The sequence below is a fragment of the Sphingopyxis macrogoltabida genome, assembly GCF_001314325.1.
Classification (GTDB): domain Bacteria; phylum Pseudomonadota; class Alphaproteobacteria; order Sphingomonadales; family Sphingomonadaceae; genus Sphingopyxis; species Sphingopyxis macrogoltabida.
Window position 1 is genome coordinate 4,102,503 of sequence record NZ_CP009429.1, and the last position, 19,401, is coordinate 4,121,903.

19 protein-coding genes and 1 pseudogene are annotated in these 19,401 nt (G+C 63.4%); 9 read left to right on the forward strand and 11 right to left on the reverse strand.

Annotated features, from left to right (window positions below; all coding sequences use genetic code 11):
- The first annotated feature begins 44 nt into the window (after window positions 1-44).
- The 7 genes from LH19_RS19830 (at window position 45) to LH19_RS19860 (ending at window position 7,616) form a co-directional block, all read left to right on the forward strand.
- Window positions 45-755 (forward strand): phytanoyl-CoA dioxygenase family protein, encoded by a 711-nt coding sequence (locus tag LH19_RS19830; protein WP_158514457.1) that lies wholly within the window; start codon window positions 45-47, stop codon window positions 753-755.
- Window positions 752-1,960 (forward strand): glycoside hydrolase family 1 protein, encoded by a 1,209-nt coding sequence (locus tag LH19_RS19835; protein ID WP_054731521.1) that lies wholly within the window; start codon window positions 752-754, stop codon window positions 1,958-1,960. Before LH19_RS19830 ends, LH19_RS19835 begins: the two co-directional genes overlap by 4 nt.
- A 305-nt stretch (window positions 1,961-2,265) precedes the next feature.
- Complete coding sequence (gene fliQ / locus LH19_RS19840; RefSeq protein WP_234715976.1) at window positions 2,266-2,559, forward strand: flagellar biosynthesis protein FliQ; 294 nt, start codon at window positions 2,266-2,268, stop codon at window positions 2,557-2,559.
- Between the two features lie 16 nt (window positions 2,560-2,575).
- Entirely contained in the window at window positions 2,576-3,337 is a 762-nt protein-coding gene (locus LH19_RS19845; protein WP_158514458.1) for a flagellar biosynthetic protein FliR, read from the forward strand.
- A 4-nt stretch (window positions 3,338-3,341) separates the two neighbouring features.
- Complete coding sequence (locus LH19_RS19850; protein WP_054731523.1) at window positions 3,342-4,430, forward strand: EscU/YscU/HrcU family type III secretion system export apparatus switch protein; 1,089 nt, start codon at window positions 3,342-3,344, stop codon at window positions 4,428-4,430.
- A complete protein-coding gene (locus LH19_RS19855; RefSeq protein ID WP_054731524.1) occupies window positions 4,427-6,457 on the forward strand; it encodes a flagellar biosynthesis protein FlhA in 2,031 nt (676 codons plus the stop codon). The genes LH19_RS19850 and LH19_RS19855 overlap by 4 nt, the downstream gene beginning before the upstream one ends.
- 43 nt (window positions 6,458-6,500) lie before the next feature.
- Complete coding sequence (locus LH19_RS19860) at window positions 6,501-7,616, forward strand: tetratricopeptide repeat protein (RefSeq protein WP_054731525.1); 1,116 nt, start codon at window positions 6,501-6,503, stop codon at window positions 7,614-7,616.
- 25 nt (window positions 7,617-7,641) lie between these two features.
- Here the strand turns inward: LH19_RS19860 and LH19_RS19865 are convergent, their stop codons facing one another.
- The 3 genes from LH19_RS19865 to LH19_RS28145 are packed head-to-tail and all read right to left on the reverse strand — an operon-like array spanning window position 7,642 to window position 9,125.
- A complete protein-coding gene (locus LH19_RS19865) occupies window positions 7,642-7,986 on the reverse strand; it encodes a hypothetical protein (RefSeq protein ID WP_054731526.1) in 345 nt (114 codons plus the stop codon).
- Window positions 7,987-8,001: 15 nt separating this feature from the next.
- Window positions 8,002-8,568 (reverse strand): tetratricopeptide repeat protein, encoded by a 567-nt coding sequence (locus LH19_RS19870; protein ID WP_145923532.1) that lies wholly within the window; start codon window positions 8,566-8,568, stop codon window positions 8,002-8,004.
- A gap of 5 nt (window positions 8,569-8,573) precedes the next feature.
- On the reverse strand, window positions 8,574-9,125 hold the full coding sequence (locus tag LH19_RS28145) for a sigma-70 family RNA polymerase sigma factor (RefSeq protein WP_082395947.1): 552 nt from the start codon (window positions 9,123-9,125) through the stop codon (window positions 8,574-8,576).
- Between LH19_RS28145 and LH19_RS28150 the strand changes: the two are divergent.
- Window positions 9,103-9,258 (forward strand): annotated as a pseudogene (locus LH19_RS28150) (dihydrofolate reductase family protein); the annotation flags it as partial. The gene LH19_RS28145 and the pseudogene LH19_RS28150 sit on opposite strands and share 23 nt — an antisense overlap.
- 220 nt (window positions 9,259-9,478) lie before the next feature.
- On the opposite strand, the gene LH19_RS19880 reads toward LH19_RS28150, so the two are convergent.
- The 8 genes from LH19_RS19880 to ectA form a co-directional block, all read right to left on the reverse strand.
- Window positions 9,479-10,738 carry a chloride channel protein gene (locus LH19_RS19880; protein ID WP_234716197.1) on the reverse strand — a complete coding sequence of 420 codons (1,260 nt, stop codon included), beginning with the start codon at window positions 10,736-10,738 and terminating at the stop codon, window positions 9,479-9,481.
- A gap of 141 nt (window positions 10,739-10,879) precedes the next feature.
- On the reverse strand, window positions 10,880-12,232 hold the full coding sequence (locus LH19_RS19885) for an MFS transporter (protein ID WP_054731530.1): 1,353 nt from the start codon (window positions 12,230-12,232) through the stop codon (window positions 10,880-10,882).
- Complete coding sequence (locus LH19_RS19890; RefSeq protein ID WP_054731531.1) at window positions 12,225-13,493, reverse strand: MFS transporter; 1,269 nt, start codon at window positions 13,491-13,493, stop codon at window positions 12,225-12,227. The genes LH19_RS19885 and LH19_RS19890 overlap by 8 nt, the downstream gene beginning before the upstream one ends.
- 21 nt (window positions 13,494-13,514) lie before the next feature.
- Window positions 13,515-14,954, reverse strand: a complete 1,440-nt coding sequence (locus LH19_RS19895) for an aspartate kinase (protein WP_054731532.1) — start codon at window positions 14,952-14,954, stop codon at window positions 13,515-13,517.
- A complete protein-coding gene (gene thpD / locus LH19_RS19900) occupies window positions 14,951-15,871 on the reverse strand; it encodes an ectoine hydroxylase (protein WP_054731533.1) in 921 nt (306 codons plus the stop codon). Before thpD ends, LH19_RS19895 begins: the two co-directional genes overlap by 4 nt.
- A 30-nt stretch (window positions 15,872-15,901) precedes the next feature.
- Window positions 15,902-16,303 (reverse strand): ectoine synthase, encoded by a 402-nt coding sequence (locus LH19_RS19905; RefSeq protein WP_054731534.1) that lies wholly within the window; start codon window positions 16,301-16,303, stop codon window positions 15,902-15,904.
- A 17-nt stretch (window positions 16,304-16,320) separates the two neighbouring features.
- A complete protein-coding gene (gene ectB / locus LH19_RS19910; RefSeq protein ID WP_407696744.1) occupies window positions 16,321-17,625 on the reverse strand; it encodes a diaminobutyrate--2-oxoglutarate transaminase in 1,305 nt (434 codons plus the stop codon).
- Window positions 17,626-17,629: 4 nt separating this feature from the next.
- Entirely contained in the window at window positions 17,630-18,142 is a 513-nt protein-coding gene (gene ectA, locus LH19_RS19915; RefSeq protein WP_054731536.1) for a diaminobutyrate acetyltransferase, read from the reverse strand.
- 257 nt (window positions 18,143-18,399) lie between these two features.
- Between ectA and LH19_RS19920 the strand changes: the two genes are divergently transcribed.
- Window positions 18,400-18,879, forward strand: coding sequence for a MarR family winged helix-turn-helix transcriptional regulator (locus LH19_RS19920; RefSeq protein ID WP_054731537.1), 480 nt, complete (start codon window positions 18,400-18,402; stop codon window positions 18,877-18,879).
- Window positions 18,880-19,401 lie beyond the last annotated feature (522 nt).

Consider the following 19,401-nt stretch of genomic DNA (forward strand, 5'->3'; position numbering starts at 1 on the left):
TGCAGCCGTGGCATCGCGCCGCGGCATCGGATCGAGGATCAAAGATGCAGGCGATCGAGGTCGAGCGCTTCCGGCGCGACGGGTTCCTGGCTATCCCGCAGCTGATCGGCGCGGACACGGTCGCGGAGCTGGCGGGGGTGTATGACGCGATGCTGCGCGGCGAAATCGACTGCAGCGCCACCGACAATCCGCTGGGCATGACGACGCGCCAGATCATGGTCCCGTCCGCCTATCATCCGATCTTTCGCGACAATCCCGCGCTCGACGCCGCGCGCGATATCGCGCGGGCATTGCTGGGTATCGACGATCCGAAGCCGGTGTTCGACATGTTGATCTACAAGGAGCCCGGCCAGCTTGCGACAACGCCCTGGCATCAGGATTACAGCTACGCCGAAATGCCCTTCACGCCAGCGGGGACGCCGGTGCCGTCGGACGAATATGTGCAATTCTGGGTCGCGCTCGACGATGTCGACGAGGAGAATGGTTGCATGCATTTCGTCCCCGGCGCGCATCGCGCGCCTTTGCTCGACCATTATATCGCGGGCGGAGATGCCGATTACAGCCAGCGCCTGCTGGCGATCCGCGATCCCGAGGCGGCGCTCGACCTCGACACCGCGGTCGCTTGCCCGCTGAAGGCCGGCGGCGCGACGGTTCATAATTACGGAACGCCGCATTTCACGTCGGGCAACCGAACGACCGACCGACCGCGCCGCGCCTATATCTTCAATTTCTCCAGCCGCGACCCGCGCGCATGACGGGCCGCCTGCCGCCCGGATTCCTGTGGGGCACCGCGACCGCCGCGCATCAGGTCGAGGGCAATAATGTCCATTCGGACTGCTGGGCGCTCGAACATGCGCAGCCGTCGCTCTTCCTCGAACCCTCGGGCGACGCCGCCGACCATTATCATCGCTATGCCGAAGATATCGGCATCGTTGCCGCGCTGGGGTTCAATGCCTATCGCTTTTCGGTCGAATGGGCGCGGGTCGAACCCGAGGCAGGCTTTGTGTCGCAAGCCGCTCTCGACCATTATCGCCGCGTCACCGATGCCTGCCTTGCACGCGGGATCGCGCCCGTCGTTACGCTCCATCATTTCAGCCAGCCGCGCTGGATGGCGGCGCGCGGCGGGCTTGTTTGGCAGGAATTCCCGGAGCGCTTTGCCGAACAGGCGGCGCGCGTCGTTCGCGCACTCGATGGTCTCGCGATCGTCTGCACGATCAACGAACTCAACCTGCCCGCGATCGCCGCGCCCTATTTCCGCGGCCGCGCCAGCGCTGCGCAGCGCGCGGCGGCCGAGCGCGCACTGGGGGCGCCGCTCGATGCCTTCTTCCTCCACAGCCCCGAAGAAGCGATCTTCGGCAACGGCCTTGCCGCGCATCGTGCGGCGCGCGCAGCGATCCGCGCCGAGCGGCCAAACCTTGCGGTCGGCATGACGCTCGCGCTGTCCGAAGAATATGCCGAGCCCGGCGGCGAGGCCCATCGCGACGCGCGGTGCGAGACCTATTATGCCCCTTTCCTCGATGCCGCCGAGGAAGACGACTTTGTTGGCGTCCAGACCTATTCGCGCATGACGAGCCGCGCGGACGGCAGCGTCGGCATCGCCAAGGGCGGCGTGCCGACGACGATGGGCTGGGAAGACCGGCCCGAGGCGATCGGCGCGGTGTGCGAATGGGTGGCGAGCCGCTGGAGGGTCCCGATCGTCGTTACCGAAAATGGCTATGTCGGCGACGACGACGATCGCCGCGCCGTCTTTATCGACGCCGCTATTGCCGGAGTGCGGCAGGCGATGGCGCGCGGGGCCGACGTGCGCGGCTATTTCTATTGGTCGCTGCTCGACAATTTCGAATGGATGCTGGGATATCGTCAGCGCTTCGGCCTCGTCGCCATCGACGCCGCGACGAAGGCGCGGCGCGTCAAGGCGTCTGCACATGTCCTCGCAAAACTTTACCCGGGCCGGGAGTGAAGATCGCGCCTTCGCCCGGACGCGAAAGCTAGCGACCCACCCGGCTTGGAGGGACACCTGGATGGTAATCACTGCATGGCCCCACCAAATCCTGAGATGTCACACCCCAAGCGTTCCCTGCCTCGGGAGCGACGGCGATCGTCACCGGCCATTTGCGAGTTGTAAGCTTCAACACAGTCCGAGTGGTCAGCAGACTTTAGGGTTCGCCTCAGCCTTCTTTTTGCTTTTGGCATTCATCGCGAAGCCATTGACTTTGCGTCACCGGTCGTCTGATTGAAACAGGGTTAACAGGGCAAGAATCATCCGTGTTCGAAAAATTCGGGGGACGCGTGGAACAGGGGCAAGCGCTCGATTTGCTCGACCAGATGCTGTGGAACGCGGTGGTATTGGCGATGCCGGTACTCGTCGGCACGCTGGTTGTCGGGTTGATCATTTCGGTATTTCAGGTCGCGACGCAGATACAGGAAATGACGCTTTCCTATGTCCCGAAGATCCTGACCGCCGCATTTCTGCTCATCGCGCTCGGGCCTTGGATGCTCGGGCGGCTCACCGACTGGGCGCGCGAACTCTATCTCTCCATCCCCACGCTCGGCCAATAGGCACGCGAGGCCCTTCGTGGACGATTTCACCCAGCAGATTCTGGCAGTGCTCTGCACATCCCTGCGTATTGCGCCCGCGCTCGCCTTCGCACCGCCCTTCACGCTCGTGCGAGTGCCCGCTCTGGTCCGTGTACTAATGGCCATCGCCCTCGCCGCATGGATGGTCGACACATGGCCCGACCGCACCACGGTGCTGATCGAGAATGCACCTTCGTTCGCGGTGCTAGCGATCGGCGAGTTGACGATCGGAATCGCGATTGCGCTGGCGCTGCAACTCTGTTTCGCGGCGTTGCTGTGGGCGGGGCAGACGCTCGATATCCAGGCCGGATTCGGCCTCGCGATGGTCGCCGATCCGACGACGCAGGCACAAATGCCGCTCGCCGGCACCATTCTTGCCTATGCAACCGCTGCCATATTTTTTGCCGGATCGGGGCCGTTTGACCTGCTGGCAGTATGGGCCGCCTCGCTTGACGTTGTCCCGCTCGGCGCGGCGCTGCACCCCGACCTTGGCGCGATGGCGAAGCTGATGGGCGGCCTCTTCGGCATCGCGATCGGGTTAGTCGGTATGGTGATTATGGCGCTCTTCCTGCTCGATCTCGCCATCGCCTTCATGTCGCGAACCTTGCCGCAGATGAACGTGCTGCTACTCGGCTTTCAGGTCAAGGCGATCGCGATGCTGCTCTGCCTGCCAATCGCCATCGGCGTCTCGGCCGGGCTGTTTCTCCGTCTCATCCGTCTCGCGCTTTCGGATGCGCTGACGCTCGTCGCCGTGGGCTGAAAAATTGGAGGGGCAGGAACAGAACCGGACCGAGGAAGCGACGCCCTTCAAGCTGAAGCGCGCGCGCGAAAAGGGCCAGGTCGCACGTGGTATGGACCTTGGCTTCGTCGGCAGCCTCGTCGCGCTGATATTCTTCGCTCTAGCTGCGGGCGCGAGTTTTGCGGTAATGCTCGCGCAGGTCATGCGGCGCGCGCTGACCCTCGGCATCGAGCGAGCGGACGCCCCCGCCGAACTGCTCGCAATCGGCGGCGGGGTGCTGCGCGAAGGTCTCTATCCGCTCATGCTGCTCGGCATCGCGATCGTCGCCGTGCTGATCACGCTCGACCTCATCCAGCTACGCGGACTGATTTTCAGCTTCCAGCCGCTCAAGCCCGACTTCAGCCGGCTCAATCCGGCCAAGGGGATCAAGCGCCTCTTTTCGGTGCGCATGCTGAAGGAAACACTGAAGAATATCGTCAAGATGATCGCTTACGCCGCGGCCACCTGGCTGGTTATCGTCGCCGCGATCGAGAGTTTCGGCGGTGGCATGGCCGGTACCGGGGCGGTCGTGCGCGCGCTCACCGGAGCGGCGGGACAATTGATCCTGGCCTTTCTGGGTCTCGCCGTCGTTTTCACGATCGTCGACCAGCTGATCGTGCGCCGCGAATTTCGCCGCCAGATGAGGATGAGTCGCCGCGAACTGACCCGCGAGATCAAGGACCGCGAGGGCGACCCACGCATCAAACAGAAGCGCAAGCAGCTTCACGCACGGATGGCCGAACAAGCGCGCGGGCTCGAACGTGTCGCTGGTGCCGACCTTATCGTCACCAATCCGGACCATTATGCCATTGCCCTGCTTTACGACGCCGAGCATATGGACGCGCCAGTCGTGCGCGCGCGCGGCCGCAACGTCTTTGCGCAACTGATGAAGCGGAAGGCGCGGCTTTTGAACATACCCATCTTTGCCAATCCGCCGCTCGCGCGGGCGCTCTATTACCGGCATGAGGTCGACCAGCCGATCGGTACCGACAGCTACCGCGCCGTTGCAGCTCTTTATATCCGCCTGCGCGAGCACGACGCCGCGCCGGGCGTACCCCCAGGCGATCCCGCATGAAAACCCTTCTTGGCCGCAACAAGGATCTGATCCTGGTCGCCAGCTTCGTGCTGATTCTGATCATTTTGTTCGCGCCGATACCGCCGGCCTTTCTCGATCTCGCGATCATCATGAACTTCGGCCTCGCGCTGACGATCATGCTGTTGACCTTCTACGTCGCGAAGCCGGTCGATTTTTCGACCTTTCCCTCGTTGCTGCTCGTCGCGACCTTGTATCGGCTGTCGCTCAACGTCGCTGCGACGCGGCTGATCCTGACCGGCGGCGACGCGGGCGAGGTGATCGGGTCGATCGGCTCGTTCGCGGTGCAGGGCAATTTCGTCATCGGGCTCGTCGTCTTCTCGATACTCGTCGTCGTTCAGTTCATCGTCATCACCTCGGGCGCGCAGCGCGTGTCCGAAGTCGCTGCGCGCTTCACGCTCGATTCGCTGCCCGGCCAGCAAATGAGCATCGATGCCGATCTCAACATGGGTCTGATCGACCAGAACGAGGCCGCGGCACGACGCAAGAATCTGGAGAAGGAAGCATCGTTTTACGGCGCGATGGATGGTGCGAGCAAGTTCGTGAAGGGCGATGCGGTCGCCGGTATCATCATCGTCCTGATCAACATCGTCGCCGGGTTGATCGTCGGCGTCGTGCAGATGGGGATGAGTTGGGGCCAATCGCTCGAACATTTCGCACTGCTGACAATCGGCGACGGCATCGCGACCCAGCTCCCCGCGCTGATCATCTCGATCGCAACCGGTATCATCGTTACCCGCTCGGCTTCCGACCGTGAGCTGAGCACAGAAATTTTCAATCAGCTGTCTTCGGTGCCCCGCATTCCCCTCATCGTTTGCGGCATATTGTTTGCTCTCATGATTCTACCCGGCATGCCGAAGTGGCCGATCTTGCTGATCGGCTTGCTGGCGTTGGCGGCGTGGGTGCGCATCCGACGGCGGATGCGCGCGGAAGCGGCGGACGCGGAGGCGGCGGGCGAAAGCGACCTTCCCGAAGCGAATTCACTGGGTGACACCGCGCCGATCGAAATCCGGTTGGGCAGCGAGCTTGCGACCTTTTGGGCTGAGCGGCGGGCATTGCTGCTCGACCGGATCGCCACCGGCCGCGCCGCGCACGAGACGTCATTCGGGATCGTCTTCCCGCAGGTCCGGCTGACCGACGCCGCCGAACTCGGTTCGCAGGATTACCGGGTCATGCTTCATGGCACGGCCTATGGTGCCGGACGGATCGTTCCCGACCATCTGTTTGCGGTCCGCCCCGGCGATAGCGGCGCGACGATCGAGGGCATCGAGGCCAGCGATCCGGCATTCGGCCTGCCCGGCTGGTGGATCGGGACGGCGCGCGAAAGCGAGGCGCGGGCAAAGGGGCTGACGCTGATCGACCCCGAAACGGTGCTGATGACCCATTTCACCGAGGTCATGAAGGCCGAGGTCGCGACGATGCTGACCCGTTCGGTCACCGCGCAGTTGATCGACCTCGCCCGCGAGCGGCAGCCAAGCCTGGTCGAGGAACTCGTCCCGAACGTCATGACCATATCGGATATCCAGCGCGTCCTGCAGAATTTGCTCGCCGAGCGCGTGTCGATCGCGAATATCGAACTGATCCTCGAAATCCTTGTCGACGTCGCACGTACCGAGCGCGACCATGTCGTGCTCACCGACCTCGTTCGCCGCCACCTGAGCACGAGCATCTGCAACGGCCTGCGTGGCAGCCACAGCCATCTCGCGGTAATCAGCCTCGATCCGAGGGTCGAAAATCAGATCGCGCAGAGCCTCGGCGCCGGCGGCGCCCATACGGCGATCGGGCTGGAGCCCAAGCTCGCCGATCAATTGCTGCGCAAACTCGCACCGGTGGCCGAAACCATGCTGCGTCAAGGCCGATCGCCGGTACTGCTGTGCGCGGCGGAAATACGCCGCAACCTGCTGCGCCTGACCCAGCGTGCCATCCCGCAGCTGTCGATCCTCGCTATCGAGGAAATTCCGCTGCGAACCGCGCTGCAGTCGTTCCAGGTCGTAAAGCTCGATAGCTAGTCGACGAGCATAGACAGCGCTTATCCAAAGGATTGATAAGAAGATGGACGTATCGGGACAAAAGGACACCGTCGCCCGGCTGCTTGGCTATCTAGAAAGCGACCCTGCCAATGTCGCATTGCTGCGCGACTGTGCGGCTGCGGCGATGGCGGCAGGCGATGTTGCGACCGCCGACGACTGCTATACAAGGCTCGAACGGGCGGCCGGGCTCAGTGACGTCGAAAGCTCGGCTGCAGGCCTCGCGGCGATGCGGAACGGGCGGCAAGCGCGCGCGATCGCGCTGTTCGCGGCTCTGGCCGATACCCATTCGGACGATATAGCGGTCCGGTTCAACCTCGCCTGGAGCCTGGCGCTCGACCGGCAGTTCGAGCGCGCGGCGGCGCTGCTCGACGAGGCGACGGTGGCGGCGCTGCCGCAGGCGGCGATGCTCGACCTGCAATTGGCGCATGAACGCGGCGACTTCGACGGCGCCGCCGAGAAGCTGCTGCCCTATCTGACGGCGCACGGTGACTATGCGCCGCTGCAGGCGGCAGCGTCGGTGCTTGCGATGGATCTCGACGACGAGGTGCTGGCACGACAGGCCGCCATCGCCGGCGGCGAGCATCCCGATGCGTTGACGACGCTCGGCACCCTGCTCCTTGGCGACGGCGACAGCGAGACGGCGCATTCGCTGCTCGATCGCGCACTGGCGCAAAACGACAGGTCGCCAAGGGCGTGGATTGGTCTTGGTCTCGCCAATCTGAGCCTTGGCGCGACCGACGAAGCTCTGCGCCAGATCGACCATGGCGCTGAGCTTTTCGAGGATCATCTCGGTAGCTGGATCGCCGCGGGTTGGGCACATCTGATTGCCGGCAACCGCGAGGGCGCGGCGGCGCGATTCGAAAAGGCGATGGCGCTCGACGACAGTTTCGCCGAATGCCACGGGTCGCTCGCGACGATACAGGTATTGGCGGGCGAGATCGAGGCGGCGGAGCGCAGCATCGCGGTGGCCTTCCGGCTCGATCGCCAATGTTTTTCCGCCGCCTTCGCCCGGGTGCTCGTTGCCGCCGCCCAAGGCGATGGCGAGCAGGCCGGCCGCATCTTGGATCGCGCGCTCGACCAGCCGCTCGACGATCAGGGGCGGACGCTGCGGCAATTGCTGGGTCGGCTCGCCCGATAGCGCGAAGCCATTCGCCGCACGCCAATTATTCGCGCAAGTCGCGCCGCGCGGCACCCAGCAAAGCTTTTCCGGCATCGTCGTTCGCAAGCAGATCGACGATGCGCGATACGAGCTGCTGGAATTTGGGATCGTTGACCAAAGCTTCGCCGAATTCCTCGAGCAGCAGACCCTGGATCAGCGATCGATCGATATCTTCGTCGCCGAGCGCTTCCAGCTGGGCGAGAGCGCGGACGCGATGGATGCTTGAGGCGTCCTTACCGGCTAGTTCGCCGGATTTCTGCGATTTTCTGCCTTTCTTGAGCGCGGCCGCCCGTTCCAGCTTCTGGCGCAGCAGAATGATGATGTGGTCGGAGGCCGAAATCCGGGTCATACGCCGGTCGTCCGGTCAATGATGGGTCGCGCCGGGCGACACTTGGCCCAGCAGGAAAGAGGTCGCCGATTCATCTTCGCCGCCGTCTGCCGTTCCGCCGTTGAGCGCCTTGCGGCATTCAGCGACCAGCAAGCCGATATCGTGGTTCATCGGCAGGTTGTCCTGATTGAGCGCGATGCCCGCCTCGAACTGCGCTATCGCGGCGGCGAATTCGTCGCGGATGAGATGGGTCAGACCGTCGACAAAACGCCGAAGATAATTTTCCGTAGGTAACTTGAGCAACGGCCCCCAGGTCGAAAGGGCACGGTCGGCTTCGCCCGAGGTCAATTCGAAGAAGCCGAGCTGATAACGAGCCAGCGCATAGTCGGGTGCGAGTTCCACCGCCTTCTGCAGTGATCGATGCGCTTCGATCGCCCGCTGCTTGCCAGCGAGGGTCGAGCCGCGCAGGAAATGCAGCCGCGGATCCTCGGGGAAGAGACTGAGCTGGCGTTCGATCTTTTCGATGTCCCGGCTGTCGTCGCCGCGAATATCTTCGATCAGCGCCGCAAGATCCCGATCGCTGCATAGCTTGCTCATCGTCATTCCCTTCATCCTGCTTTGGCCAGGCGCCCGTGTAGTCGACCAAGCGCACGCCCGTGCAATTGCGAAATACGCCCGTTCGAGAGACCTAGCGCGACCGCGATCTGGCGAAAACCGACCCCGTTCAGATAATGTTGCCGAACGATAAAGGCTTCGTTTGGCGGCAGGTTGTCGATCGCCTCGCGCAGCAGAAATTCCGTCTGTTTCCACGCGAGCGTATCATAAGCGGTCGGCTCGGCAGTTCCGATCTGTTCGATTTCGCTTTGCCGCCATTCCTCAAGGATCATGCCGATCGCGAGCGTTGCGGTCAGCTTGGACAACTCCTGCAGGGGACTGGCGGCGTCCTCTCGCCGCTCGGCCATGAGCGACTTCAGCCGTTCTCGCTCCGTCCGCCGGCGATAGCCCGCATTGGCGACCGCTTCGCTATATTTGCCGAGCCCGTTGGCAATGCTGCCAACGATACGGGGGCGCGCGAAGGCGCGAAAAGGGACCGCACGCAGCGGCTCGAAGCGGTCGATCGCCTGATTCCTCGAACGCGGCGCGCTCGACGAGATCGAGATCTATATGTTTCCGGAGTTGCTCGGCGGCGGCAGCCCGCTCTTTCCAGCCGCCGGATTTCGCAGCAGCCCACGGCTGATCCAAGCGAAGGCGCTCGATAGAGGATGCGTCCGTCTTCACTATCGGTTCGATTGAAACGATAGGCGGTGGGCTCACGTCATGGCCGAGCGGTACACCGCGAACGTTCGCTTTTCTCGGGTGGGCGATCTGACCTCAAACGGCCATCACACCCCTTCCGTTGATTTTCACCGCAGCCTTGATCACCGGCGATAAGTGCGCGGGTGGCGGACTTTTCAGGCCGGACGCCGATGTTCTCCGGCCGCATTGCAGTCGTAGGCGTTCAATGCCGTTTTGGTCATTCCAGCGCTTCACGGCTTGGCTGAGCCGACGGCAGGAAGGCTTTCGACAGTCCATGATATAGTCGCTCGCGCGAGACGAGGGCGCTGACCGCATCGGCAATCAGGGCCGTGGCAAATAGCGGCAACACCATCCCGCGGCTTGCCGTCGTCTCCGTTATGATGATCACGGCGGTGAGCGGCGCGCGGACAACGCCCACGAAATAGGCGGCCATGCCCAGAACAACGATCGCCCCAGGCGGCGCGTCGAATAACGGCGCGAGAAGGCTGCCGAGGCCGGCCCCTACCGACAGCGACGGCGCAAATATGCCTCCGGGCGTGCCGCCCACAGCCGTCGCAAGTGTCGCGACGAATTTGGCAGCGCCGAACCAGGACGACGCCGCTTCGCCCTCTACCATCCCGCGGGTTGTATCATAGCCTGTGCCCCAAGAGTTTCCTGTCACGACACCGATGATGGCGACAAGCATCCCGCAGCCGAGGGCAAGCCGCACCGGGCGGGCACGCAGCGCGACCAGTATCGGGCTCTGCGATTTCGCGAAGCCCAGAACGGAGCGGGAAAAAAGTCCACCTGCGATCCCGCCGCACAGCGCCACGACCGGGACAACAGCGAGCGTCTCGCCAAGCGCGAGGCTGTGGCGCATGGCGCCGAAATAGACATAATCCCCCGATATCCCGAGGCTGACGAACCCGGCGACCATCACGGCGGCCATCACCAGGACCGCGACCTTCTGCTCATAGGCGGCGGCAAGCTCCTCGATCGCGAATGCGACACCCGCCAAGGGTGTGTTGAACGCCGCCGAGACGCCTGCGGCCCCGCCGGCCAAGAGCACGCCGGAAGTAATCGGCACGCGCAGGAACCGATGGACGGCGACCATGATCGCGGCGCTGATCTGCACCGTCGGGCCTTCGCGGCCGACCGAGCCTCCGCTCACAAGCATCGCGAGCGTCAGCACAAATTTTGCGATGGCCGAACGGAGAGATACGAGGGGGCTGTTGGCCGACCGCTCGGGATCGCGCGCCGCTGCGATGACCTGCGGTATCCCCGATCCGCGAACTTCGGGAAACCATCTGGTCGTGAGCCAAGCCCCCAACGCAAAAACTGCAGGCGTGACTACAAGCGGTGCGAGCGGCCAGCGCGCGACCATTGCGGCGAATGCCCCCTGCATCTGATCGCCGAGCTTCGCAAACAGCAGCGCGACGAGCCCAAGAAGCACGGCGCCCAAGCCGGTCGCGAGACGCCGACGAGCGACCGGGATCATTTCTTCGGCCGCGGCGGGCAGCGAACGGCCGCGCAAGTATCGAATCAGGGACATGGGGATAATGCTTGGCCCATTCCGGCCCGTGCCTCCACCCTGCGGCCGATACCCATCAATTCGAAGCGCAGGACTTGCTGGGGAAAATCATGGCGCCGATCCAGATCCTGCTTTTGGTGCAAAGGGATTTTCGCGCAGCGAACGGCCGGCCGTTTCAGGCATGTAGCGCAGCGCGACGAGCCCGACGACGCAGGCCAGCATCATATAATAAGCAGGCATCAGCGGGTCGCCGGTCAGGCTGATCAGGCCGCTGCCGACGATGGGTGCCGTACCGCCGAAGATCGACGTCGAAATATTATACGCAATGGCGAAGCCTGCGAAGCGCACCGCGGTCGGGAACATCGCCGGAAAGGTCGCCGAGATCGTCGCGAGCTGCGGCACGTAGAGCAGACCGAGCGCCAAGAACCCGGCTATGGCGCCGGCAAAGCCGGTTCCGATCAGCATGTAGAGCGGTACGACAAGCAGCAGTAGGCCGATCAGCGACCACCGCCACATCGGCCGCCGGCCGACCCGGTCGGACAGCGCTCCCGCGAACGGGAGAAAGATCATCATGAAGACCATGCCGATGATCGGTACGAGCAGCGCTTCCTCGTTCGACAGGCCGATACGACGCTGGAGATAGGTCGGCATATAGCTCAGCAGCGAATAGTTGACGACGTTGAGCGCGACGACGAGTCCGCCGACGACCAGCAGCGGGCGCCAGTAATTGCGCGCGAGCGTCGCAAGCCCGGGCGGCTTGCGTGCTTCGACTGCGGCCATTTCCTCGCGGAAAATCGGCGTGTCCTCCATTTTCGAGCGCACATACATGCCGATCAACCCGATCGGTCCCGCGATCAGGAAAGGAATGCGCCAGCCCCATTCGTGCATCGCCTGATCGCCGAGGTGCAGCGAATAGCCGAGCATCAGCGCCGCGCCGAAGGAAAAGCCCGCGAGCGTCCCGAATTCGAGGAAGCTGCCATAGAAGCCCCGCCGGTCGTCGGGCGCATATTCGGCCATGAAGGTCGCCGCGCCGCCATATTCGCCGCCGGTCGAAAAGCCCTGAAGCATGCGGAGGATGATCAGCAGCGTTGGCGCCCAGAAGCCGATGCTCTCATAAGAGGGGATCAGCCCGACCGCAAAGGTCGCGCCCGCCATCAAGAGGATCGTCATCGCGAGCACCGACTTGCGCCCGATGCGGTCGCCGAGCGGTCCCCAGAACAGCCCGCCGAGCGGGCGGACGAGGAAGGATATGGCAAAGGTGGCGAGCGCGAACAGCACCGCTTCGTCGGTATCGCCCGGAAAGAGCGCGGCCGAAATATAGGTCACGCCATAGGCGTAGATGCCATAGTCGAACCATTCGACGGCATTGCCCAGCGCCGAAGCACCGACCGCGCGATGCAGCGGCGAGGGCTCACGAAAGGGCGGCGGATGCCCGGGGGCGTGGATGACGGGTTTATCCATGGGTCACCTGTTGTTGGGGTTGCTCTGTCGAAGCGGCGGCGGATTCAGGGCCCGCCGGATCGAGCAGCGCGGCGACGGGCGTCGTGCGCGGGAGAATCTGGAAATCCTGTTGCCGGTCGGCGGGGACGGGAGGGCGTATCGCTGCGCGCCATATTCCGAAGGTGAACATGACAGCAGACGCCAGCGCGATGAAAAGAAAGAGGCCGCCGGCGCCGATCATAGACATCGAGGCGGCCGCGCCGAGTGGACCGAGTGCCGCGCCGGAAGAATAGACGAGCACCAGTTGACCACTTGCCGCAACCCGCTCGGCGGGAAGGAGGCGGTCATTCGCATAGGCGACGCAGAGCGGATAGAGCGCGAAGCTCAACCCGCCGAAAGCGGCGCCCAGGCCAAAAAGGAGGATGCCTTGCGGTTGCGACGCGAGCGCGATGCTGATCATCCAGGTCGCGGCGAAACAAGCGAGGATGACGCGCCGCCGGTCGTAGCGGTCGGACAGCCGTCCAAGCGGCCATTGCAGCGCGACGCCGCCGAGGATGACCGTTGTCATGAAAGCGGCAGTATCGGCGAGATCGAGACCGATCCGGCGAGCGTAGATGGCCGCCAAGCCATAGAATGCACCGAGAAGCAGGCCTGTAACGCCAGCGCCCGCAACCCCGAGCGGCGAGGCCTCGACAAGTCGCCGCAAAGGTACGGAAGCGGCATCCTCGAGCTGCGGCGCGGTGGCTCGCGTCAGGCAAACGGGGATGATCGCGAGCGAAATCAGGATCGAGGCGAGTTCGAACGGGATTTGCGGCGCGCTATTTCCCGACCGCAATATGAGTTGGCCGAGCGCCTGTCCCGAATAGAGGGCGACCATATATCCGGCGAGCACCGCGCCGCGTGTCGCAGGTTCGGCGCGGTCGTTCAGCCAGCTTTCGACGCATATGAAGACACCCGCCACGCACAGCCCGTCGACGAAACGAAGCGCCATCCATAACGCGGGATGCTGAAGCAGCGCATAGGTGAGCGTGCTAGCCGACAGCAGCGCGACGAAGGCCGCGAAGGCGCGGATGTGACCGACCCGGCGCACGACCTCGCCGGCGCGCAGCGCGCCTAGAACCAACCCGCCAAAATAGGCGGTCGCGACGATGCCGATAATGATCGTCCCGCTGCCCGCGCGCTCGAGCCGCAGCCCGATCAGCGTCGACAGGAAGCCGCTGCCTGCCATCATCACGAAAATCGCGACCAGCAGGCTCCGTACGGGCAGGATCATTGCGAACATCGGCCGTCCTCGGCCGCCGCATCATGCGGCGCGCCGGTCCTCCGCGGCTTCGGCGGCATCTTCGACCAGCGTCTTGTGCAGCACGCGCACCGCCGCGTCGAAATCGCGGCTTCCGACGATGAACTGGACGTCGACGTTGCGGATCTGGTGCTGCATCGCGATCATGGCGATGCTGGCATCGTGGAGCGCGCGCAGCGCATCGGGCACCAGCCCGGGGCGCGAGATGTCGCTGCCGATCGCTGCCACCATCGCCACCGGCTGTGCCGAGATGGCGGCCTCGGGATAGTCTTTCTGCAAGTCGGCGATCACGCCTTTCACGGCGTCGGCGCTCGCCGACAGATAATGGGTGATCGTATTGGCGTTCGATGATTTGCTGACGATCCACAGGCGATGGCGCGTCAGCGCGTCGAGGATCGCGGCGTCGTAACCCTTCACCCCGACCATATCCTGTTCGAAGAAAGTCAGCGCCTGCATCTGGCGGATACCGGTGACGATCTCGACGCGCGGGACGTCGGATACATAATCGCCGGTGACCAGCGTGCCTTCATCCTCGCGGTCGAATGTGTTGCGTACGCGCAAGGGGATGTCGGTCTGGCGCAGGCCACGTCCGGCGCCGGGATGGATCGCCTCCATTCCCAGATTGGCGAGCTGGTCGGCGACGTCATAGTTGGTCCGGCCGATCTTGCGCGCCTTGTCCTCGCCGACCAGCTTCGGGTCGGCGCTCGACAGGTGGAATTCCTTGTGGATGATCGCCTCGCGCGCGCCGGTGAGGACGGCGAGCCGCGAGAAAGTCATTTCGGTATAGCCCCGCGCATAGCGGCGTACCATGCCGCCCTCGCAGCCGGCATAGCCGGTCACGATCGGAAGGGTGGTCGACAGGTCCATGCCCTTGAAGGTGTCGCCAATCCGCGCGTCGAGGCTACGCAGGTCATCCTGATCCCATAATGTGAGGTCGACGAAGCGCGCGTTGACGTCGCGGTCGCGCAGCAGCAGCGCGGTGCTGTGCGCGCTGTGCGCTTCGCCGATGCCCGCGAGCAGCTCGCGCACCGTCATCAACTGCTCCTTGACGCAGAAGCGGCCGTGGCTGCGCAGCCGGGCAAGGTCGTCGAGGCAGGCGGTAACCGCCGCGATCCGCGCATCGATAAAGGTGTCCGCCTCGGCCCGGCCTTCAGGTCGGGCGAACATCTCCGCATTGCGTGCGCGCATTGCGCTGCGGACCGCCTCCATCGCTTCGCGCCAGCCGTCCGGATCGTCGTCGGCGACGAAACGGCCATAGACGCCCGGCGCGCCGCTCTTTTTATTTTCGAGCAGCAGGTCGGTCATCCCGGCATACGCCGAGACAACAAAAATCCGGTTGTAGAGATCGCCGCCCGATCGGCCCGCGATCAGGACATTGTCGAACAGGGTCGCGGTCGCGGCCATTGAGGTGCCGCCGATCTTTTCCACGCTGTGCCCCGTCATGCCGCCATCGCCTCTGCCAGCGAGCCGCTTTCGATCCGCAGCGGTTCCGGATCGCCGCGATGGGCGAGGAACCAGGGACGTGCCTTATCTACGCCGAACGGCTTTTGAAGCCGGTTGCTGACCGCATTATAGACGAGAAAGGCGTTGGCGCGCGGGAAGGGGGTGATGTTGCCGTTCGATCCGTGCATCAGGTTGCAGTCGAACAATATCACCGTCCCCGGCTTGCCGGTCGGCGCGACGATGCCGTGCCTGTGCGCGAGCTCGGCGAGGCTCACCTCATCCGGGACACCATATTCCTGCTTCTTGAGCGAGCTGAGATAATGATCGTCAGGGGTTTCGCCGACGCAGGTGAGATAGGTGCGGTGCGATCCCGGTATGACCATCAGCGGGCCGTTGTGCGGGGTGTTCTCGGCGAGCAGCACCGACATCGACAGCGCGCGCATGCGCGGCATACCGTCCTCGACATGCCAGGTCTCGAAATCGCTGTGCCAATAGAATTCCCGGCCTTTGAAACCGGGCTTATAATTGAGGCGCGACTGGTGGATATAAACCTCGTCGCCGAGCAGGAAGCGCGCGATGTCGGCGAGCCGCGCGTCGGCGCAGAGCCGCGCCATCACGCGGCTCTGCGCGTGAATTTCGAAGATCGATCGAATTTCGTTGCTTTGCGGCTCCGTCACGATCGTTTCGCTATCGAGCGCGGCCGGATCGGCGAGCAGGCCGCCTGCGGCCCGTTGCAGAAAAGCGACCTCTTCGTCCGAGAAGATATCCTCGAGCACGATATAGCCGTCGCGGTCGAACTGCGCCGCTTGGGCTGGGCTGATCGGTGCGTCATTGCTCCAGTCGCTATGGATAACGGGGTCCTGCCGCGGCCGCATCTCTGCTTCGGCCGCGTGGCGCGAGGGGTAGAGGTCTTGCATCGGACGCCTCCCTTTCTGTTTTTGTGATGGTCAGTCGGCGGCGACGAGCTCGGCGTCGGCCGGATAGGCGCCGCTTTCGTCGTGCACTTCCTTGCCGGTGACCGGGGGATTGAAGGCGCAGGCCGTCAGAATATCGGTTTCGGGGCGCACGATGTGCCGGTCATGGGCGTTGAGCGCGTACATAACGCCGGGTTCGAGCTTGTGGATTTCGCCCGTACCCAAATCCTCGATCGTACCGGTGCCCTTCAGCACGAAGACGGCTTCCAGATGGTTCTGGTAATGCATCTTGAGTTCGGTGCCCGCGAACATGGTGGTGATATGAAAGGAAAAGCCCATGCCATCATCCTTGAGCAGCATGCGGGCACTCGCCCAGCCGTCCGAACGGACGTTGCGGTCGGTCTTGCGGATGTCGTTGAGGTTGCGAACGATCATGTGGATGTCTCCTGCAATTATTCGGCGGCGACGGCGTAATCGGCGGCCATCGCTTCGCGGATTTTGGTTTCGAGGATGTCGAGGCCGGTGCCCAGTACGGCGTCGTCGATAACGAGCGGCGCGAGCACCTTGATCACCTCGTCATGCGCGCCGCTGGTCTCGATAATGAGGCCTGCGTCGAAACACGCACCGGTCACGGTGGCGGCCAGTTCGCCCGAGCCGACGTTGATGCCGCGCATCATGCCGCGACCGCGGGTTTCGAAACCATGTTCCGCTGCGATTGTCGCCAGCCGGGATGCGAGAAGCGCGCCTCGGCGATCGGCGTCGCGGCGGAACTCGTCGGTGCTCCAGAAATGGCGAAGCGCGGCGGTCGCGGTTACGAAGGCATGGTTGTTACCGCGGAAGGTGCCATTGTGCTCGCCCGGCGACCATTGGTCGAGTTCGGGGCGCAGCAGGGTCAGCGCAAAGGGCAGGCCCATGCCCGACAGCGATTTCGCGAGCGTCACGATATCGGGGGTGAACCCCATATCCTCGAAGCTGAAAAAGCCGCCGGTGCGGCCGCAGCCGGCCTGAATGTCGTCGACGATCAGCAGCGCGCCATGCGTCTTGGCAATCTGGGCGATCCGGCACAGCCATTCGGGCGACGCGGCATTGAGCCCGCCTTCGCCCTGTACCGTTTCGACGAGGATCGCCGCGGGCGCGTCGAGCCCGCTCGAGGGGTCGGAGAGGCGTTGTTCGAGCAGATCGGCGGTGTCGACCTCGGGGCCGTAATAGCCATCATAAGGCTCGTGCGAAACATGCGCGAGGGGAACCCCCGCGCCACCGCGCTTGGCGGCATTGCCGGTGCAGGCGAGCGCGCCCAGCGTCATCCCATGGAAACCGTTCGTAAAGGCGATGACCAGTTCGCGCCCCGTGACCTTTCGCGCCAGCTTGATCGCCGCCTCCACCGCGTTGGTCCCGGTCGGGCCGGTGAACATCACACGATGGTCGAGATCGCGCGGTTTCAGGATCAACTCCTCGAAGGCGGCGAGGAATTCCCTCTTGGCGTCGGTGTGAAGATCGAGGCCGTGCGCGATCCCGTCGGCAGCGATATAATCGAGCAGCGCCTGCTTCAGGATCGGGTGATTATGCCCATAGTTCAGCGTCGAGCAGCCTGACAGGAGGTCGAGATAGCGCCCGCCCTGATCGTCGTGCATCCACACACCTTCGGCGCGGCCGAATTGCCGCGGCATCGATCTGGCGTAGCTGCGGACTTCGGATTCGCGGCGCTCATAGAGGGCCCGGTCCGGAAGAAATCCGGACGGTTTTGGTTTCATAATCATCATCTTATCCCTGTTTTTCGTGAATTTTATCGCGGTCGATCGGCCCGATGCGGGCCAGATATTCGGTGGCGTGGGCGCCCGCGAAATGCGCTTCGCGCTCGAACAGCGCGCTACGCTCGAGTTCGGTGTCCCACTTGCGGGCGAGGCTGCGGAACAACCCCCATGACGCCTGGTTGTCGGCGGTGATCGTGGTGATCATGTAGGTCACCCCATCCTGCGCCGGCCTCTTGAGCAGGTCGGCGATCATGCGGCTCGCAAGTTGCCTGCCGCGCCCCTCGCTGGAGACGGCGACCTGCCACACGAAAAAGGCATGCGGGTCCGAAGGCGGGCGATAGCCCGACACCCAGCCGACGATGCGCCCCGCCTTTTCAGCGATGATGCAATGGTCGGCGAAATGTTCGCATTGAAGAAGGTTGCAATAACGCGAGTTGCGATCGAGTGGCGGGCAGGCCGCGATCAGCGCGGTGACGGCGGGGCCGTCCGTAGCAACCGGTGCTCGAAACTCTATGTCGGCCATCTTGGCCGGTATCGCGTCCAAATCTGTCCCTGGAGGCAATGACTCTTCGTCTTTTTGCCGATCTAATATCTTTCATCTCCTGAAATAATATAGGGTGGAAGCCCTCCTTTCCGGAGGTGATTCGGCGCAAATATAGGTCATACTGAAGCGTGGGCAACCCTGATCGGCTAAATATATTTGGATATATGAAATAAAATCCGTTCGTGGAACCGGCAAAATAGATTTGCGCCGGCGTTTCCAGCGGCTACCAGTCCGGGATGGAGTCAGAGATTGCCAGTGCGACGCTGAAGGCGTTGCGGCGTGTCCTTCGCGCGACCGAAGGCGGAACGCGCATGCTCGCTGTCGCGACGGGGCTCACGCCGTCGCAGCTACTGGTTCTGCGCGAGATCGACGCAGGCGACGACGTCACGCCCGGTGTGATTGCGCAGAGGTTGCAGTTCAGCCACGCGACGATCACGGCGATCGTAGATCGCCTCGTTGCGCTCGATCTTGTGAACCGGACACGCAGCGAGCACGACAAACGAAGGATGCTTCTGAAGGCGACCGGCGCGGGCCGCCGCCGCCTCGTGGAGGCGCCCGATATGCTTCAGCTGAAATTCGAGGCCGCATTCGCTGTGCTACCCGGATGGGAGCAGGCAATGATATTGGCGGGCACCGAACGCTTGGCTGATCTGCTGGGCGCCGGAGATGTAGACGCTGCGCCGCTACTCGATGCCGGGGCGATAGACCGGGACTGAGGCCCCATATTGCGAGTTCGACGATTCAATGCCGGCGTCGGCTTTTGCCAACTACGTCCTCCAAACGGACAGTCTGCAATCGGCCAAAATCGACAGTAAAACGGTATTATGGAAGCGCACGTCAACGCGCACTGCTGCCGTATAACAACGGCACAGGATCGAATCCCTACATGCAGATTTACGCGCAGAGACTCTGGCCAAAAGCGCGGGTGTTTTCGGCATTCTAAGAAAAGGCAGAGATGCTTATGGCTCACCGGAGGGCCCGCAATTGCGCCCTCTGGGCGAGACTAAAGCGCGTCTGCCGGTTTATCGAATATGGTTGGAGGCCGAGCCGGATTCAAACTCGTGAATTTTTCCACACAATTACAAATGCTTGATTTTCACCCCCGACACAGGTGCCCCCAACGAGGCCCCCACAATTTTTTGCTTCTAAATGAATCGAACCGATTCCGACTAGCATGCCACAACGTGCTGTTTAACGCTTCAACCGACGCGATCCCTTGAGGGAACCTGGTGCTTCAT

What these genes read in the sequence shown, in the direction of transcription:
- LH19_RS19830 (WP_158514457.1), top strand. Translation starts at nt 45, where the DNA reads ATGCAGGCGATCGAGGTCGAGCGCTTCCGGCGCGACGGGTTCCTGGCT.
- LH19_RS19835 (WP_054731521.1), top strand. Translation starts at nt 752, where the DNA reads ATGACGGGCCGCCTGCCGCCCGGATTCCTGTGGGGCACCGCGACCGCC.
- LH19_RS19855 (WP_054731524.1), top strand. Translation starts at nt 4,427, where the DNA reads ATGAAAACCCTTCTTGGCCGCAACAAGGATCTGATCCTGGTCGCCAGC.
- LH19_RS19860 (WP_054731525.1), top strand. Translation starts at nt 6,501, where the DNA reads ATGGACGTATCGGGACAAAAGGACACCGTCGCCCGGCTGCTTGGCTAT.
- LH19_RS19865 (WP_054731526.1), bottom strand. Translation starts at nt 7,986, where the DNA reads ATGACCCGGATTTCGGCCTCCGACCACATCATCATTCTGCTGCGCCAG.
- LH19_RS19870 (WP_145923532.1), bottom strand. Translation starts at nt 8,568, where the DNA reads ATGACGATGAGCAAGCTATGCAGCGATCGGGATCTTGCGGCGCTGATC.
- LH19_RS19880 (WP_234716197.1), bottom strand. Translation starts at nt 10,738, where the DNA reads ATGATCCCGGTCGCTCGTCGGCGTCTCGCGACCGGCTTGGGCGCCGTG.
- LH19_RS19885 (WP_054731530.1), bottom strand. Translation starts at nt 12,232, where the DNA reads ATGGATAAACCCGTCATCCACGCCCCCGGGCATCCGCCGCCCTTTCGT.
- LH19_RS19890 (WP_054731531.1), bottom strand. Translation starts at nt 13,493, where the DNA reads ATGTTCGCAATGATCCTGCCCGTACGGAGCCTGCTGGTCGCGATTTTC.
- LH19_RS19895 (WP_054731532.1), bottom strand. Translation starts at nt 14,954, where the DNA reads ATGACGGGGCACAGCGTGGAAAAGATCGGCGGCACCTCAATGGCCGCG.
- thpD (WP_054731533.1), bottom strand. Translation starts at nt 15,871, where the DNA reads ATGCAAGACCTCTACCCCTCGCGCCACGCGGCCGAAGCAGAGATGCGG.
- LH19_RS19905 (WP_054731534.1), bottom strand. Translation starts at nt 16,303, where the DNA reads ATGATCGTTCGCAACCTCAACGACATCCGCAAGACCGACCGCAACGTC.
- ectB (WP_407696744.1), bottom strand. Translation starts at nt 17,625, where the DNA reads ATGATTATGAAACCAAAACCGTCCGGATTTCTTCCGGACCGGGCCCTC.
- ectA (WP_054731536.1), bottom strand. Translation starts at nt 18,142, where the DNA reads ATGGCCGACATAGAGTTTCGAGCACCGGTTGCTACGGACGGCCCCGCC.
- LH19_RS19920 (WP_054731537.1), top strand. Translation starts at nt 18,400, where the DNA reads ATGGAGTCAGAGATTGCCAGTGCGACGCTGAAGGCGTTGCGGCGTGTC.